Origin of the sequence: Ktedonobacter robiniae (assembly GCF_016587375.1) — a bacterium.
Classification (GTDB): Bacteria; Chloroflexota; Ktedonobacteria; order Ktedonobacterales; family Ktedonobacteraceae; genus Ktedonobacter; species Ktedonobacter robiniae.
The window spans coordinates 485,446-502,087 of sequence record NZ_BNJG01000003.1; the positions used below are offsets into that span (position 1 = coordinate 485,446).

Sequence of the window (16,642 nt, forward strand, 5' to 3'; positions counted from 1 at the left end):
TAGCTCCGATAGACGCACCACAGGGGACTCTTCTCCTTAAAGAGACACGAAGCAAATTTTTCTTGCGTATACACTTCTGCCATAGAAGTCTGCAATTGCACTATTTAAAATGTTAGATCCATATAGAGGTTGAGTTTCTATCAGCATGGTCGCCTTCATCGATGCTATAATGCTTCTGAAAAATACTATTGCGGTATGCAGAAAGCTAGATAGCCGACGCTGCTCAAGCACGCGTCTACATATGATGGTTATATGTAGACGCGTGCTTGAGCAGCGTCCGGTCACTCACGAAAGAAGAGGTATTGTTTTTCATGGCTCTAAAATTTGGCGTCTCCCTCCCTCAGGGATGGACGATGGACCTGGCAGGTATCAAAGATCCCGTTGAGGCATACGAGACAATGACCCGGGTCGCGCAGACCGCCGACGAAACTGGCTTTGACTCAGTATGGCTCGTCGATCACTTTCATACAATTCCTCGCCCTTCACAGGAGGTCACCTTTGAGTGCTGGACAAGCACAGCCGCCCTGGCTCGTGATACCAAACGCGTGCGCATCGGCCAGATGGTAACGTGCAATGGCTATCGCAATCCCGCCATTCTCGCCAAGATGGCAAGCACGGTGGATGTACTCAGCCATGGGCGCCTGAACTTCGGCATCGGCGCGGGCTGGTATGAGCATGAGTATCGCGCCTATGGCTATGAGTATCCCGACGCCCCCGAACGCCTGCGTATGCTACGCGAGGCTGTCCAGGTCATCAAGAATATGTGGACACAGGAGGAGGCTGTCTTCGAGGGGAAATACTATCAGGTGCGCGGCGCAATCAACCAGCCTAAGGGCGTACAAAAGCCTCACATTCCTCTGCTGATTGGTGGCGGTGGCGAAAAGGTCACGCTGAAGCTGGTCGCTCAGTATGGCGACGCCTGTAACGTCGGCGGCGATATAGCAACTATCAAGCATAAATTCGACGTCATTAAAGACCACTGCGCAAATGTGGGACGCGACTACGAGAGCATTCATCGCACTACAACCACATTCTGTTCCCTCGCCGAGACTGATGCGGCTGCCCTCGCCCAGGTCCCCGATTTTGTGAAGAACCAGTTCGGAGATCGCATCAATAACGCCCTTATTGGCAGTCCTGCTACCATTCGTCAGCGCCTGGCGGAATATGAGGAAGCTGGCGTCCAGGAGCTCATTATCGGCTTTCTGGATCGCACCAACCTCAATTCTATCCGTAACTTCGCTCAGGAGTTTATCTCCTAACTTTCCTTCTCCTGAAAGCTTCTCAGCGCCTCCGGCGCTGCACAGAGTAAGGGGAGGATGGGCAGGGCAATTGCCCTGCCCATCCTCCCCTTACTCTGTGCAGCCAAAATCCTCCTACAAACCACAACAGGTGGCGAAGTGTCCCGAAAAATCATAAACTACAACTGAAGCATTCTAAATCTAAAAAAGGAGTTAGCATAGTGACAGATAGCATCTCAGGGCTCACCAATCGTCGTATTCATTGCTTGCTCTTTGACCTTGGCAATACACTTTGGCAGCGCACCTCCTACGATCAGATCGCTCCACTGGAATTTGCCGCAGATCAACATGCGATACACCTGCTCCGCCAGGCATATCCCTCGTTCTCCATTCTTAAAGAAAACGATGAGGAGTCAGCCCTCGTGCTCCGGCGCACACTCCTGACGCAATTTGCGCTCACCATAGAAAAAGATCCATTGACCGAGCCCGAGGGAGCCACTATGGTACAACAAGCCCTTAAAGCTTTAGGAGTTCCAGAGGCTGACCTGGCCTTCTGTCAGACCATCTTTGGCACTATGCCAATCAAGCTTGCGCAAGCACGTGTGCTCTTCGAAGACGCTCTTGCAACACTGGATGAACTGCAGCAGCGCCGCTTCCAGTTCGGCGTAGTCACTAATCGCTATTGGGGAGGCAAATCATTCCACGAAGATATGCGCACCATGGGCCTGCTTAAATATTTCGATCTCGATACCGTTATGGCCTCCGCTGATTTACATATACGCAAGCCCAATCCCGCTATTTTCCAGCTTGCTCTCCAGGCATGTAACACGACATCAGAGACAAGCATCATGATCGGCGATTCGCTTGTCTCTGATGTCGCAGGTGCGCAGCAGCTCGGCATCGTTGCCGTCTGGAAACCCTATAACTACGCGGAAATCGCAAGCTACCTGGCCGAGAACGAAGGGATCTCTGTCGCCGATTACAACCGTGCTCAACTTCTCTTACTCAGAGAGCAGGGCATTGTCGCGCCCTCAAGCGACTACCTGCGCAGAGACGGGGTCACTTACCTGGAGCACTTCAGCAAGAAGCACATCCGCCCGCAACTCATCATTAATCACCTGAGCGAACTACTGGAATGGGTATAAAGAAGGTCATGACACACTTACACCTCCTCAACTTGAAATTAGTATAAATTATGTAGGTGACACTCCCGTCGCGTAAACGCAGACGGGCTTAGAAGCCCGTTCAGAGGGGTGGCCTATCTCCGAAGAGACCATCTCCGCGAGACGTGGTTGAGCCTGAGTCTTGCTTAGACAACGTTGGGGCGTGTCTGCCCGACTACTCCTTGACCTGGACTTGCCAGGACGGAGATACGTGAAGGAACGAGGAAACCTCACTTGTGTACCGTAGGCAAGCCGATGCATATTGATCGAACCAACCAGGTCCCGATGCCCCGAGAACTGGCAGGCGCGACATGCCCAATTTCTCCCTTTGGGCTTGTGTTTGTGCCCACATACAGGACACTGGCTCGAGGTTCCTCGTTCGGAGCCAGTGAAGCTCATGATGTGGGCCGCTTTGGCCTTGTGCGTGAGATAGTCTCTGTCTTTCCCATACTCCCATAACGCCATACGCTGATTGTGGTATCCACCGCTCTTCTTGTTGCGGACGCCATGAGGATTGCCAATGAAGAGGGTTCCAACCTGGTGTTGCACACAGAAGTCGATCACCTTGCGGGTGGCTTTGTGGCGCAGGTCTCGAATGCGGCGCTCGGCACGACGGCACTGCTTATTCTTGGCACGTTGTCGTTTTTTCCAGCGCCGAGAAGACTTGGTACACCTGGATTGCTTCTTGGCAACCTTGCCGATTTGTTGCTGGCGTTGGCGTTTAAGCGAGCGGATGCCACGCCCGGTCACGATCATGGCCTGCCCAGTATTGGTCGTCACAGCAGCCAGGTGAATCTCGCCGAGATCGACGGTTGCCTGGTACTCGCCAGGAGCTTCTTTGGCTTGTGGGATTTCTATGCACACATGCAATTCAAACCCATGGTTCCAAACCAGGCTGCACGCGCCACTGTGTTCGGCAACGCAATGGGCAAGACCAGAGATGGGCGTCCTTTGCCCGTGGGCAGGACCACGCGCCCGTTTTCTTTGCTCACCGCTTGCGCGGGCCACTTGACGGGATAAAAGCGTTTGGTCCGCCAGGGGTACTTCATCTTCATCTGGGGATGGGTGTGACGAAGCTGGCGTGTGGTCTGGATGGTGGCAAGGAAGGCAGCAACGACCATCTGCACCGATTGGCTCTGCAGGGCAAAACGCCCTTTGGTGGCTTTCTGCAACGCGTCTCGTCCTGGCCAGGGCAGATGGGCCAGACGTGCAGCTTTGTGTGTTTCCATACACCAATTCCACACCTGTGCGGCTTCCATCTAAGCAGCTTTGAGGCATTGAAATTGTTTGGGCGACAGATGATTCAGTTGGTAGATTTTCACCATTTGCATGCAGAGCATGATAGCATGAAAGAGCAGAGGGTACAAGTGGGAAAACCGGATCTACCCACTCTTCCGTTGCCTCTCAGAACGATCACGTGCTCCAGAGAAGCGTGTTAGGGAAAGCGAGAGCAAGCAGGTTGGAGTCGGCCCCCACCCACCCAGCCCGAAAGGAACGGCGCTTTCATCCCGTCCCATGAATGGAGACGGGACTTCCCGCGCCGGGTGTTAAGTAGTTAACCCCATGTGCAAGTTCTTTCTGGTAGGAGGTGTGATGTGTGCTGATGGCTGGCGGCCACCAGCACACATCACACCTCCTACCCCAACGAGCGCCGCAGGCACGAGTGGTCACGCTAAGAACATGCACATCGCGTTAGCTATTGTCAATAGCTTTTGCTTTTCGATAGAGCCACATTAAATGGTGACGGCCTCCTTGTTCGAGTTCATTTTCACAAGTTTTTCTGCGTTCTTCACCAGATCGTGTGGCTCTACCGCTTTTTCTTCCCCTGAGTTTGTGAATGTCAGTGCGTCTACCTCAAACCATCGACATGGTATCCCCAACCAATAATCAGCTCTCTCTTTAATTCCTCCATTAATTCCTCGGTAATTCTGAATGATAGTTCGTAGGGTATGTGAAAATAACTTACCAGGCATTTGTGGATGTACTACGATGAAACGATCAGCTGGCCCTTCTCCTTCTGGTTTTCCAGCAAAATTATAGTCTTCACATACACGATCTAATAATCCTAAACCGGAATCAACTCTCTCAACATAAGAAGCAGTAGAAAGAGCTCTAATAGCATCTCCTTCTTCTATTTCCCAGGTCTTGAAATACCACTTTGAATTGTCGACCTCGAGTTGATAGTCATCAAGAACAGATAAGAAGGTTTCATACAAGATAACCCTGTCTGTAGCTGTTTTCTGTTGACCCTTCTTATTTGCAATTTCTGTTTGTTGTAAAGTCATAATGTCCTCCTGGTTTTTTTTCTAGTATAACTTATATATGAGCCTAATAGAAGCGACAATTTTCTATAAATTCATGGTTTCTTGTGCGGTCTAATCCTCTATTAATTGAATATAAGATTTCTCTAGTACTAGTTAGCGGTGCAAAATGCCTGAGTCCGCTCCCCAGGCTGGTTTATGGTATATAAACTTAACCATATCAAGTCGCCTGAGAAGTGACTTGAATCACTCGGCCAGATTTCCAGAAAGACGATTGGCTTGTGGTGCGGGTCGAAGGGGTCAATTTTGCACCGGAAACTAGTACTAGAACGGAGCCGCCACAGCCGGACCCTCGCGCTTCTGGACTTACCGCCATGCCGCGCACACGCCAGCCGTCTGGAGTCTCGCTGCCCTCCCGCTTCTCGCGGAAAATTGTTCCCACGCCTACTAGCTGACCATCGCGATAACAGCCTGCATGCAGCGTTTCCGGCTCGTGATCTTCAGGATAGGCGCACTCGGCCAGGGATTGCATGGGACGCAGGACGCTCTGACGCAACACATATGTGTCTTCCGCAGCAATGGTGTGCACTTCAAATATGGTCTGGTTCTGTGTCATGGTAATGTACTCCTTGAAATAAATTAAAATCGCTGGGAGAGTATGGACCCTGACAACCAGAGGCTGCCAGGGTCCATACTCTCCCAGCGATAGTTTACAGGCTATGCGAGGGCTGGGGCAAGGTGGGGGAATACAAGGATTCCTGCAAAAATGGACCATTTCGACAAGAGCTGTTTTTCCTTGGATGCTATCGCAGCTAACTGCGCATTAGGTGCAATAAATGGCCAATGGAGAACAAAAACACTTCTCTGAGATCCTGCCAAAATCAGCATTTTTTACACGTTAGGTGCGATAAACAATGCGAGGAGGTGGAACTTCTGCCAAATGGCCCAATTTTGTAGGAACCCTTGTACTCCCCCAAGGTGGTAACAAAATTTGCGATAATGGCCTGCACCTCTTCTAACCTGCCCTGGAAGAAGTGGTCGGCATCCTGCACGGTGACGATGCATTTGGGAGCTGACACCTGCTCAAACCACTGCATCGCAGCCTCATAAGGCGCCTGGTCATCCCTGGTCCCATGGATAAACAGCTTGGGTTTATGACAACCGGCCAGGGGATTGGTAGCGCCGAACCAGCGCGCGGGCACGCCCAGGCCCATCATGGCCTGGACACGGTCGTCAATGGCTGCGACCTTGAGTCCAACAAATGCACCAAACGAGAAACCAGCCAGGATCACTGGCACGCCAGGATACTTGCGGCTCATAAAATCGAGGGCATAGCGCACATCATCCATCTCGCCGCGCCCCTCGCCATATGTCCCACTGCTATGGCCAACGCCACGGAAATTGAAACGGAGCGAAGGGATGTCGTTGGCCTGCATGACTTGTGCTACTTTGAAAACGACTTTGTTATGCATAGTGCCGCCAAATAGAGGATGACGATGGCAAACAATGCCGACATAAGCTGGCTTCTGGCCATCATCTACGGGCTTGAGTATGCTTTCAAGATACCCACTGGGTGTCTGTATATTGATATGCAAAATCTGGTTTACCATAGACATTATCCTTTTAAGGCTACGTATATCGCTTCACCTTTTCCGACTTATCAGCTGCATAGAAGGTGTTATGAACAGAAAGAGCAGTGACTCATCAAGAGAGTAAAGCGATGAAGCATGAGAACGGTAAAGGCCAGCAGGTGAAGACTGGCCAGCGTCTCAGGCAAGCGTTCATAATCGCGTGCCAAGCGACGAAAACGAGTCATCCAGGCAAACGCGCAGATCGTTGACAATGGCCTCAAAGACGTCATTTCTGAGCCAGCATTGCGTCTGTTGATAGACCGCAGCCCAAGGCGGCAAGTCGTGAGGCATCATGCGCCATTGCGCTCCGGTGCGCACAATCCAGCGCAAGTCATTGAACATCTCACGCAGGTCGTGCTCTCGTTGTGGCGCTTCTTTGGCCATCAAGGTCAGGTAAGGAGCCACGAAACTCCATTCTTCATCGTTTACATCGCTGGGGTATGCTTTTCTTTCCATACTCCTAGTCTAACTATTGTTCATAACAGCCTCTAGTACTACAGCACCACTTAGCGAGGTATATATGTTATGAAGTGACTTCTTAGGCTCCTTCTTTGTAGAAGACTTATAATGTGGCAGTGAGCCTGTGGAGCCACCCCACATTTTAAGTGGTGCTGTAGTACTAGGCATCCTTGACACAGTCATAAAGACAAAAAAGCCACAGATAGTTTCTATCTGTGGCTGAAACTCTCTCCAAGGAGAGCCTCTTTCCACTCCCTTTTCTATTGATCTCAGCATAAAAACCTAAAGAGCGTAGCCAGCATGAAGAAAACAGTGACGGCAGAGGTGGGCACCGCCAGATGAGCCCAGGGAGCAGCATGCCTGGACATCTACCACAACATCTTTCAGGAGGCTTTGCAAGCCCAGGCATAACATATTACTCCTCGCTTCTAAATGTGAACAAGAGTATGTATGGGCTTTGGGCAAATGCCCGAAGCCCATACATACTCTCTACTTCTGCCTCCACAAGACAACTGCCAGCCAGGCGGCATTGAGCATCATGGCACACACACCACACAACAACGTATAGCGTACACCTATAACTTCGGCAAGCAGACCCGCTAGCAGGGCGCCCAGTGGCCCAATTCCGTTGACGAGAAAGTTAATGGCGGCATTAACACGCCCCAACTGGTGGGCGGGAATATGCTGCTGGCGCAGACTAATCTCATTGATCGAGAAGAACACATACCCGATGTCGCCCATCTGCGCCAGCGCCAGCAACGCGAAGGCCAGCGAGGGACCACCAAAGGCCAGCGGGGTCGCAAGAGCGGTCAGTTTACCCACAATCAAGCCATAGAGCAGGGCTCGCCGCGCACCATAGCGCCGAATAAGTGCAGGGGCAAGAAACGAGCCTATCAGCGCGCTGACGCCTCCCACGGCAATTAGAAGCCCATAGAGTACAGGACTCAAATGCAGATCACGCAGCACAAAGATGGTGTACAGCGCGAAAACGCCAGCACAAAAAGCCTTGAGCGTGTCATAGATCGCCAGGGTGCGCAGAAGCGGATAGGCGAAAAGTATTCTCAGTCCACTCCGCATATCTTCCCACAGCGAGGCGCGCTCCTCAACGACTGGCACAGACTCTATCTCTCTAGAGCGAATCAGGCCAATGCTCAAAGCAGAGAAGAGAAAGCTCAGCGCGTCAAAGAATACCGCCAGGGGCGCGCTTAACCACTGAATCAGCACACCAGCCAGGGGTGGCCCGGCCACCTCGGCCAGAGAGTCACTGGTCCCAAGCTTACTGTTACCCTCAACCAATTGCGCATGGAGCACGACCTGAGGGAGAAAGGCTTGATAGGCCGTATCAAAGCAGATCGTGAGCGTGCTTGTAAGAAAGGCAACCAGCAACAATTGGAACAGCGAAATCTGCCCAAACAACACCGCTATAGGCAAGCTAAGCAACAATAGCGCCCGGCCCATATCGGCCAGCACTAGCATGGGACGGCGTGGCAGGCGATCAACCCAGGCACCTATTGGTAGACTAAAAAGCAAGGTAGGCAGACTGGCGAATAGAGAGAGCAACCCAACTTGTAAAGGCGTGGCCCCCAGAAGCATGATAGCGATAAATGGGATGGCCGAACCAGTAATGTGTGAACCAAGCAAGGAAACAGTCTGGCCACTCCAGAGCAAACAAAAAGCCCGGTTGAGCCAGAAAGAACGGGGCGCGACCACCTCGGGAACCAGTTCGTCTGTTTGTGGTACAGCGGGAATATCATGTGAAGCCATACAGAGGCTACCTCCATAATTTGTGGTGAAACATTGAGAAATGAATAGGAGGTATGGAGGTGTAGCCAGAAAATAAGGATACGGCGCGCTCGGATAGTGAGACAGGGGAAGATGGATCTAGAGGAATGACTCCACCTCAGATCCAGAAGGTGAAACATAGAAAACAAACACACAATCAAACCAACGATTGTGCAACCCAAACAAAACACCTGTTAGCTAAAAATGCTTCCCTCACGCCGCGGCTACACCCGGGCGCGAGTGATGAAGATGGTACCCATCGGGGCACCTCGCTTTCGTCTAGAATACCGCTATTATAGTGACACACAAGCACATCTGTCAACATATACAGTGAGCTGATTAGGCGATTTGCCCAATCAGCTCACTGTATATGTTTCTTCAGTAGCCGCGTACGCCAGTAGCGGGCTCGCTACTGGCGCTCCAGGGCGATCACAGGAATCTTGCGTGTGGTCTTCTTCTCGTAGTCACCAAAGCCAGGCATACGCTCCACGATTCCTGCATAGAGCCGGTCGCGCTCTTCGCCAGTGACTTCAGTGGCCGTCGCCTCAAACTCTTCGGTGCCTACCTCAAGCTTCACCTGGGGATGAGCCACAAGGTTATGATACCAATCAGGATTGGTGGGCGCACCAGCCTTGGAGGCAAAGATAACGTAACGATCCCCATCAGGCAGATAGGCCAGGGGATTCACGCGCTGCTTGCCGCTCTTTGCTCCAGTTGTGGTCAACAAAAGCAGCGTGCCACCCTCAAAAGGGCCACCCACCTTGCCGCCATTCGCACGGAACTCCTCAATGATCTTGCTATTCCAGTCATTTGCTCTTACTTCAGCCATCTGAACTCCTACTATTATTTTGATGCGTGTATCACTCTGTGATAAAGAGCCGCTAACACCATTCTATCGACAATATGCACAACATATATGAATCGCTTTGCCCCTCCACAAACACTGGGGCTTGTGTGGGCAAAAATACATTTACCAATAAAGAAACACTGTATTCCTTCAAATAATTCCCAAATGGTCTTTTGGGTCAGCTAAAGAGTATGAGTAGTTTACGTTCCTCTTCTGAGACCCGCAGACGTGTATTCCTGGGAATAGGGTAAATCTCTGCGCGCTCCCACAACGGACCGGTGACGCTGGTGCCACTACCCAACTGGACACCACGCTCACGTAAGGCATTGAGTAACTCACCGGCATGGAAGAGAAAGATAGAATCAATCAGCCAGGGATTCGCAAAGCTCGGCGTGATAGTCTCTGGTCCCGTAAACACCAGATAATAGTCTGGAAGCGCATCTACCTTAATGTTCATTTGTCCATCGCGCCTGGGATGCCACTGGACATCGACCGTCTGGCCCGCAAGCGGACCCGAAGTGAAATGCCCATCATAGCCCCGACGTTTCCCTGATTCGTCAAGCTCTATGTGAAAGATAGTCGCAGCGATATACTCGGCCACATTCCCGACCTGGGCCGCGTGTCCAATCAACGTGGCAATCTTACCATCAATGGTATTTCTCGATTTCAGCAGACTCGCAAGCCACGGTAAGTTACTCAATACGATACCTCCCCTCAGATTCACTTGGATATAGGATATAGTCACTCTTATTGTACGCACAAGCCACGTTCAACTACTACAAGCAGCTTTAAGTAGTGCTTCGCCTCAGTAAATCGTATACCATGCTCACATGTTAGCCTGCGAGAATACAAGAAAGAGTGATATTACTGTTCTGGTAATATCACTCTTTCTGTTATGAGCAAAAGTGCTCTATATGGAGAAGTGCTCGCCCTCCAGGTAAGGACGGGCCGCGGCGATAACGGGATCCTGCATAAAATGCTGTTGCATTTTCTCTCCGCGTAATGCATTATCCAGCGCGGCGATGATCATGGTCTCGTCGAGTACCAGGTAGCGATGTCCAACTGTACCTGTTGATGGATTAACGGCATCATAAAATCCATATGGACCGTACAGCGAGGGATAGCGCACGAGCAGCTCCTCAAGATTTTTAAAGGCATCCTGGGGTGCCACCGTCAACGCAAGAAATGAAGCGTGTGGCGTCACTGCTGTCTCATCATAGGGGCAGCAGTTGCTATTGGAGGCCAGGGCGTGGGCTCCATATGCCAGGTAATTCCCGGTATCATCAGGCGTGCTGGCTGGCGAGAGGCCCCAGACGGGATAATGCAACGTCTGCTCGGCATAGGCGATCTGTGCCTGAGCATAGTGCTGATCATTCAAGCCAAAGCTGTGCGTTCCCCAGGTAGTTTCGGGAATGATCAGATTGTTCATCAAGCCTTCAAACATACTCCCACCCCAACTGGGAACAAAGTTGATGTTATTGGAGCTGTAGTGACCCTCGAAGAGGGTAAACGGCTTACCAGACTGGGGATCTGTATAGGTCACATTAGAACCCTGCGGTGGTTGCCCCTGCCAGGTAAAATCGGCAGGTAGCGTACGCCATGTACGCCACCAGACATCGCCGGGCATCTTATGGGTGCCAATACCAATGTATGCAGCAATACGCGTTTCGGCATTGAGCATACCATAATGGAAGGTAGCGGGTCCCTGGTCAGCATTATACCCTCCATACATCTGGCCAGCGGTAATATTCGTACTCTGGTCACCATTGTCGTAGAAGATGCCAAAGTCCATTGCGTCAAACAGCGCTGTGGCACGCTGCGCCAGCTCAGGGAAGGCCTGGCGAACCAGAATTAGGCCCGTTGCATACCAGCCATTGTCAACTGTAGAGATAAAGGCGCCCTGTACTGGCTGCCCCTCCTGGTCGCTTCCGCCAGGTCCAGATATCCTATGACCAGTACCAGTGTCGTACCAGCTAAAAAGGAAGCCTTGCCACTTACTCAGCTTCTCAACCTCGCTCAAAGTCGCGTTAGCCCTCTGAAGGGCCTGCTTATGTGAGATAAAGCCGAGATCCTCGCCCGCGACAACGCTCCAGAAATAAACCCCTATATTGCTTGGCGAGGTATAGGCACCCCGCGCGGGTGCTCCATTAAAGCCAATGTTGTCGAGTGGCAAATGTGTATTGGGGTCAAGATCAGCATCGAAGAAGCGCCATGTCTGAGCCGCCATAGCGTAGAGGGCCGCGCGCTGCGCGCCATTTAACTCTCCAGAAGACGCCGCATCGCGTGTAGCAGCATGAGCCACAGGCGCCAATAAGCTCCCCATGGCAAGAATGAACGCTAAGAGTATACCAGAAGTCAAACGCAGTGATTTCAAGTTCCTTCTCTCCTCTCATCTTTGAGACGATTCCGTTCTTTGCTATTACAAAGTATAGATATATGCATCTACCGCGTCAATGGCTGTATGCATGCTATTTATCTCGACCCTTACCTTGAGTGTCGCAGGCGCGAAAGTTCTCTCGCAATGAGGACTACAGCTAAGGCATGAAACCGCTTCTTATCGACATTCTTTGTTTTCTCATCCTTATCATATAACATGGATACAGTTCTATCCACGCTCTCCGGCCTCTTTTTTGAATTCTTAAATGGTTTTTGACACCTGTTGATTGCACTGAAAGGGACTTCGGATGGCTCGTGCAATTACTGAGAATACCCCATTCTATGGGACAACTTTGATATCCTCCGTGAATATTTTATTGATGAATGTGTTTTGGGCCCGTGGGGTATCTTTAAAAGAGAACTGTATGAGATGCTTATGGCACGCATAACCCTGACAAAGGTGAGTTGCATGCCAGCAAGAAAAAGAGAAATAATAAAGAAAGTAGTACAAGAGGAATATTTCATGACAACTTTTGTAGAAGTCCAGACACAACATCCACATCCTGACAGTCTTCTGGCTAAAGTGGTATCCGGTACTCCCTTGCTGAACAACAAGGACCAGGGATTAATAACAGAGGTCCCTTCCCAGCGTTGGAATCGCGAGACATTCTCTTGGTCGCCAGTCATCGCGAAGATGGCCTGTATTGACAATGGCAATGAAGCGTTAAAAGGTGTCATGCCAATAGCGAACGCTCCCTATCTCGCCAGATTGCGAGTGCCTACCGCATATACCCCGGCGAAGAAACTACGGGGCGGTGATGGCCGGATCACATGGCGAGTGAACGGATCAGAGGATTTTTGGATGGGTGACGATGCCCTGGAGACCAAAAAAGCTGAGAGCTTACCGGTTGGTTTCTCTCCTGAACGGTTTCCAGATCACCGTTTTCAGCGGTTCATAGCCGCATTCCAGGTAGAACTGCTGGTCAGGGCGGGACATGGCAAACGCGATGCATCAGGAAAGCTTATGGAGGGCTGTCAGGGTGAGTTCAATATTTTTCTCTCCATTGGCTTGCCCCCAGAGGAAGTTGATCGAAATGGTGCAACCCCCGAAGCACGCGAAGCACTCAAGTACATCTTCAACAAGCCGTTTGAGGTTGTGCGTGTTGACGAGCAAGGACAGGAAACTACCTGGCGTCTTTGCTTTGTCGAGTTTGTTCCCTATGGACAAACATTCGGGTCCTTCTGTGCCTGGTACTACACGCTGGAAGGAACACCTATTGCGACCAATATCGATCGCCATATTACACTCGACATCGGGGGAGGACAGTTCCACATATGTGAAGTGGAAATTGCACCCCGCAGTGGCGAGTCTCGTCCCAAACTGAGGATGAGTGCAGAGCAAATCGGGGAGGGCACCATTCTTATTGCGCGCGGCGTTAGCGAGGCTATTCGTCAACAATACAGAACCATTCAACTCTCTGATGCAGAAGCTCAGCATGTTCTGTTGAACCGCATGATTTCCGTTGGCGGACGCAGACAACCTGTTAACGACATAGTGAGTCAGGTCATCGCAAGTCGTGCAGACAATCTGAACAGCCTCATAGTGAAATACTTACAATATGGTCAGTCGTTCTTGATGTTTACTGGCGGGGGAAGTGTTCTTCTTCATGATACCCTCCTTCACCTGGTAAACACACATCGCAAAGCGGATTCCTTCTACTTTGTCCCGCCTGAAATCGCGCCTTTCCTCAACGCTATTGGCGGACTAGTGCTCGCCCAGGCGTCAGCACAGCGGGCGATATCGCGCCGCGAGGCACAGCAGGCGATATTGCGCCGTGAGGCACAGCAGGCGATATCGCGTCCCGATACACAGCAGGCAGCAGCCGCGGCAGGCGAGAGGTAAAGAGATGAAGATGAGTAGCAAGTGCCCAATCAGCATCGAAAATATCCCAGGGGAAGCCTGGGAAATGGTCCAGGCAATCAGCGCAAAAAGTGGGTCGGATACGACTGAGGTTTTACGCCAGTGTGTAGTGGCAGGGTCACTGATCGAACTAATCAAGGCGGGTCCAAACAATGAGGTAGGCGAGTATGGGGAATTCTCCTCAACGTACCTTGCACGCTTAGCGCGCCGTGTTCTGGGAGCACCCATTGATTTTTTGTTAGAATCAGGCCAGCACCCCTACTTGGCGCTCACTGCGGATGCAAATGGTCCCACGCCTGCGACAAAAAGGGGGCATCTGACGCTCCTGCTCCAAGCTTCCTCCTCGATCAAGAGATAATCGAGGAGTTGCAAGGGTTAGGCGTGGGAGAGAGCTTTTCCGCTGGTTGGCAACCAGACTAAGTTGTGCATCCATCAAGTTTGTACCTCTAAATCAGGCAACAAAAAAGCGGCTGGCGAAAGAAAATGCCAGCCGCTTTTTGCTCAGTCATCTACGCTACTCCTGGGGGATAGGGAAGTGTCAGAGCTCAGAAGAAGGCCTGGCTTGGAGATCGTTAGTGAGGTATGCAAAGAACCAAGACCTCTCTGATGAGGAGTGATTCAGGAACTGCCCACGCTGCTCTTCAACTCCCCACAATACACTCGAAATTCGTTCTTAAACTGTCGTATAGTATAGATACTTTGTGATACAAGTACAGACTATCTCCTGATAGAAGCTGTCAGATTGCATTAATAAGCCAGTATGTGTCAGAGCTTATTTTGAGAATAAAGTGCCACAAGGATGTGCTATGAGCAATGGAGAGAAAGGCTCTTTACTAGAGAATGACGAGTATGAGCTGCAGGTAGTCGATCTGGACGATCCAGAAAGACAGGGCCACACACCAGCAAAAAAAGCATTTCTTTTTAATGTCTATAGAAAGGCCCTCAAACGGCGAACCGCTACGCTTGATCTTCCTGCCTGGCTGCGTAACCGCAAAACTCAGGCGTCGCTGGTAACACTGGTGGTATTACTTGGCTTTGTCTCTCTCATCATCATGAGCGGCTCCTGGGCTTTATTTATAAATACTTCCAGAGCACCAGGCTCTGTCGCAAAAGCCAGCACAGTTCAAGCCAGTGCCCCCTGCTATAGCGCCGCGCTCGCTCCCGATAACCAGCGTATCGCTACCCTGGAACGCGAATACTGCCTTCAGCCCTCACTCTCTCCTCCTTCACGGCAGCCCGGTAACGCCCTGATACAGGTTTTTAGAGCCAGCAACAAGCAGGCATTAAAGCGCTTCACCCTGTACAGCACGATCCTCAATCAAGCTATAGTTCAGAAGCTCCCCACCCAGAACTTTCTGGATGTGCAATACCAACAAATTTCCTGGTCACCCGATGGCAAACAACTCATCTGCGCCTTTGAAATTTCCCTATCACGACCTGCTACCCTCGTCTATCCCAATGCCCTCTGGGGGCTCTGGCAACTAAACGAGGCAACCGGTGCTATCAGTGTACTCTTCGCGCAACAAAACCAGGATAACTTTCTCTCAGATACATTGTCGTACGCCGTCTGGGATTTGCAGAGTGGTTCCGTCCTACCAGCCCAAAGGGACCTCCAGCAGATTATATGGGATTCGCCTCGTTTCTCCTGGGGTAAGAGTGGGCAGATACGGGCTCAACCTGCTCAGGACGAGGCCGCGCAACCCGTTGGCATCCCCTCACAGGGACAGAGCTTCACGCTCTGGCAACCTGGCCTCATCCAACCCCAAAACGGCCTTTTACAACCCCGCTTTAGCTGGAGCACCACCTTCTTCGCCTGGTCTCCGGATCGCCGCTACCTGGCGCTGTTCGCCTGGTCCTCGCATGTCGAACACCTCAATGAGCATCTCTCGGCCACGCCCCCGAAACCAATGTCCTGCCCAGCATCCGGATCCACGACAACGCGCTCAATAGCCTGCTCATTCAGGGACCAGGAACAGGTTCCTATGCCTGGCGGCCTGACGGACGCATACTGGCGCGCTATAACTTCTCGGCTACGCGCATAGAATTATATGATTGCGCGACGGGCACACGCCTGCGAACCATTATAGTCAAACCAGGCCAGGACGCAAAGACTGTGCCTCTCCCACAAAGTGGAGTTGACCCTGGCGTCCTCCAGTGGTCCACTGATAACACACACCTTCTGCTAGTCCTGGGCAATAAACTCCTACAAGTCAGCGAGGTTCCCCTTTAATCGAAACGAGTGCCCATTGCGGCGCTTTCGTGTTTTGTTGTAAGCTTGCCAGAAGACAATACCTAACACAATGCAAGGAGCCTACATTTATGCAGATTCGCCGCCTCGATCATGTCAGTTTATACGTGCGCGACGTGGAGCACTCGCGCCAATTCTATGCCCAGGTACTTGGCATGGAGGAGATCGCTCGCCCAGGCAGCTTCAACTTCCCTGGCGCCTGGCTCAAAAAGGGGAGCGCCATCATCCACCTCATCGGCGAGGATACCCCTGGACGCGTCGACGCCATCTACGCTGGCAACTACACCCAGCATGAACTCGCTCTTGGGCGCGACACCCATGTCGCCTTCGAAGTCGAAAACCTCGAAGCAGCCCAGCAGCATCTCAAGGCCCACAACATAGAGATCGTCGGCGGCCCCAAACCCCGTGGTGACGGCGTCACCCAACTCTACGTCCGCGACCCCGACGGTTACGTCATCGAACTCTTCTCCTGAATAATAGAAGCAGCAAAAGAGGCTGGACTGATCTAGTAGATCAGTCCAGCCTCTTTTGCTGCTTCTATTATTCACCGCACTGTTGTTTATCGATAGTGCGTTTCTCAATCTCGTAGGAAATAGTCATAAAGCCGAAGGCCGCCACAGCGATCAGGACAATGAGCAGGAGTGCGAGGATAGTTGCCATAATAAATCTCCTTTGCTGGCTGCGTGTGGAAATAACAGCATTAGGGAATACCCATA

At 51.5% G+C, this 16,642-nt stretch carries 15 protein-coding genes and 1 pseudogene; 6 read left to right on the forward strand and 10 right to left on the reverse strand.

Annotated elements, in window-relative coordinates:
• The first annotated feature begins 311 nt into the window (after positions 1-311).
• Both JMJ04_RS34665 and JMJ04_RS34670 read left to right on the forward strand, forming a co-directional pair.
• Entirely contained in the window at positions 312-1,259 is a 948-nt protein-coding gene (locus tag JMJ04_RS34665) for an LLM class F420-dependent oxidoreductase (protein ID WP_201374941.1), read from the forward strand.
• 200 nt (positions 1,260-1,459) lie between these two features.
• Positions 1,460-2,383 carry an HAD family hydrolase gene (locus tag JMJ04_RS34670; RefSeq protein WP_201374942.1) on the forward strand — a complete coding sequence of 308 codons (924 nt, stop codon included), beginning with the start codon at positions 1,460-1,462 and terminating at the stop codon, positions 2,381-2,383.
• Between the two features lie 48 nt (positions 2,384-2,431).
• Here the strand turns inward: JMJ04_RS34670 and JMJ04_RS34675 are convergent, their stop codons facing one another.
• The 10 genes and pseudogenes from JMJ04_RS34675 to JMJ04_RS34725 form a co-directional block, all read right to left on the reverse strand.
• The gene (locus tag JMJ04_RS34675; RefSeq protein ID WP_201374943.1) at positions 2,432-3,265 is read right to left on the reverse strand and encodes an RNA-guided endonuclease TnpB family protein; all 834 of its coding nucleotides are present in this window, start codon (positions 3,263-3,265) and stop codon (positions 2,432-2,434) included.
• Positions 3,256-3,630 (reverse strand): hypothetical protein, encoded by a 375-nt coding sequence (locus tag JMJ04_RS34680; RefSeq protein WP_201374944.1) that lies wholly within the window; start codon positions 3,628-3,630, stop codon positions 3,256-3,258. The genes JMJ04_RS34675 and JMJ04_RS34680 overlap by 10 nt, the downstream gene beginning before the upstream one ends.
• Positions 3,631-4,134: 504 nt before the next feature.
• Positions 4,135-4,686, reverse strand: a complete 552-nt coding sequence (locus JMJ04_RS34685; protein WP_201374945.1) for a hypothetical protein — start codon at positions 4,684-4,686, stop codon at positions 4,135-4,137.
• Positions 4,687-4,882: 196 nt separating this feature from the next.
• On the reverse strand, positions 4,883-5,278 hold the full coding sequence (locus tag JMJ04_RS34690; protein WP_201374946.1) for a GNAT family N-acetyltransferase: 396 nt from the start codon (positions 5,276-5,278) through the stop codon (positions 4,883-4,885).
• A gap of 265 nt (positions 5,279-5,543) precedes the next feature.
• Positions 5,544-6,272: an alpha/beta hydrolase gene (locus tag JMJ04_RS34695; protein ID WP_201374947.1), complete on the reverse strand. Its 729-nt coding sequence runs from the start codon at positions 6,270-6,272 to the stop codon at positions 5,544-5,546.
• A gap of 207 nt (positions 6,273-6,479) precedes the next feature.
• Positions 6,480-6,749 (reverse strand): annotated as a pseudogene (locus JMJ04_RS34705) (transposase); the annotation flags it as partial.
• 492 nt (positions 6,750-7,241) lie between these two features.
• Entirely contained in the window at positions 7,242-8,516 is a 1,275-nt protein-coding gene (locus JMJ04_RS34710; protein ID WP_201374949.1) for an MFS transporter, read from the reverse strand.
• Between the two features lie 427 nt (positions 8,517-8,943).
• The gene (locus JMJ04_RS34715; protein WP_201374950.1) at positions 8,944-9,363 is read right to left on the reverse strand and encodes a nitroreductase family deazaflavin-dependent oxidoreductase; all 420 of its coding nucleotides are present in this window, start codon (positions 9,361-9,363) and stop codon (positions 8,944-8,946) included.
• Positions 9,364-9,559: 196 nt separating this feature from the next.
• Positions 9,560-10,081, reverse strand: a complete 522-nt coding sequence (locus JMJ04_RS34720; RefSeq protein WP_201374951.1) for a hypothetical protein — start codon at positions 10,079-10,081, stop codon at positions 9,560-9,562.
• Positions 10,082-10,291: 210 nt separating this feature from the next.
• A complete protein-coding gene (locus JMJ04_RS34725) occupies positions 10,292-11,755 on the reverse strand; it encodes a glucoamylase family protein (protein WP_201374952.1) in 1,464 nt (487 codons plus the stop codon).
• 525 nt (positions 11,756-12,280) lie between these two features.
• Between JMJ04_RS34725 and JMJ04_RS34730 the strand changes: the two genes are divergently transcribed.
• The 4 genes from JMJ04_RS34730 to JMJ04_RS34745 all read left to right on the forward strand — a co-directional run bounded on the left by JMJ04_RS34730 (position 12,281) and on the right by JMJ04_RS34745 (position 16,399).
• Positions 12,281-13,660 carry an acetate and sugar kinases/Hsc70/actin family protein gene (locus JMJ04_RS34730; protein ID WP_201374953.1) on the forward strand — a complete coding sequence of 460 codons (1,380 nt, stop codon included), beginning with the start codon at positions 12,281-12,283 and terminating at the stop codon, positions 13,658-13,660.
• Between the two features lie 10 nt (positions 13,661-13,670).
• On the forward strand, positions 13,671-14,036 hold the full coding sequence (locus tag JMJ04_RS34735; RefSeq protein WP_201374954.1) for a hypothetical protein: 366 nt from the start codon (positions 13,671-13,673) through the stop codon (positions 14,034-14,036).
• 448 nt (positions 14,037-14,484) lie between these two features.
• Positions 14,485-15,720 carry a hypothetical protein gene (locus tag JMJ04_RS34740; RefSeq protein ID WP_201374955.1) on the forward strand — a complete coding sequence of 412 codons (1,236 nt, stop codon included), beginning with the start codon at positions 14,485-14,487 and terminating at the stop codon, positions 15,718-15,720.
• A 277-nt stretch (positions 15,721-15,997) separates the two neighbouring features.
• Positions 15,998-16,399 carry a VOC family protein gene (locus tag JMJ04_RS34745; RefSeq protein WP_201374956.1) on the forward strand — a complete coding sequence of 134 codons (402 nt, stop codon included), beginning with the start codon at positions 15,998-16,000 and terminating at the stop codon, positions 16,397-16,399.
• Positions 16,400-16,642 lie beyond the last annotated feature (243 nt).

Bases quoted from the DNA above. Each gene is read 5' to 3' on its own strand.
- JMJ04_RS34740 (WP_201374955.1), top strand. From the start codon at position 14,485: ATGAGCAATGGAGAGAAAGGCTCTTTACTAGAGAATGACGAGTATGAG.
- JMJ04_RS34735 (WP_201374954.1), top strand. From the start codon at position 13,671: ATGAGTAGCAAGTGCCCAATCAGCATCGAAAATATCCCAGGGGAAGCC.
- JMJ04_RS34680 (WP_201374944.1), bottom strand. From the start codon at position 3,630: ATGGAAACACACAAAGCTGCACGTCTGGCCCATCTGCCCTGGCCAGGA.
- JMJ04_RS34690 (WP_201374946.1), bottom strand. From the start codon at position 5,278: ATGACACAGAACCAGACCATATTTGAAGTGCACACCATTGCTGCGGAA.
- JMJ04_RS34695 (WP_201374947.1), bottom strand. From the start codon at position 6,272: ATGGTAAACCAGATTTTGCATATCAATATACAGACACCCAGTGGGTAT.
- JMJ04_RS34685 (WP_201374945.1), bottom strand. From the start codon at position 4,686: ATGACTTTACAACAAACAGAAATTGCAAATAAGAAGGGTCAACAGAAA.
- JMJ04_RS34665 (WP_201374941.1), top strand. From the start codon at position 312: ATGGCTCTAAAATTTGGCGTCTCCCTCCCTCAGGGATGGACGATGGAC.
- JMJ04_RS34730 (WP_201374953.1), top strand. From the start codon at position 12,281: ATGACAACTTTTGTAGAAGTCCAGACACAACATCCACATCCTGACAGT.
- JMJ04_RS34715 (WP_201374950.1), bottom strand. From the start codon at position 9,363: ATGGCTGAAGTAAGAGCAAATGACTGGAATAGCAAGATCATTGAGGAG.
- JMJ04_RS34745 (WP_201374956.1), top strand. From the start codon at position 15,998: ATGCAGATTCGCCGCCTCGATCATGTCAGTTTATACGTGCGCGACGTG.
- JMJ04_RS34710 (WP_201374949.1), bottom strand. From the start codon at position 8,516: ATGGCTTCACATGATATTCCCGCTGTACCACAAACAGACGAACTGGTT.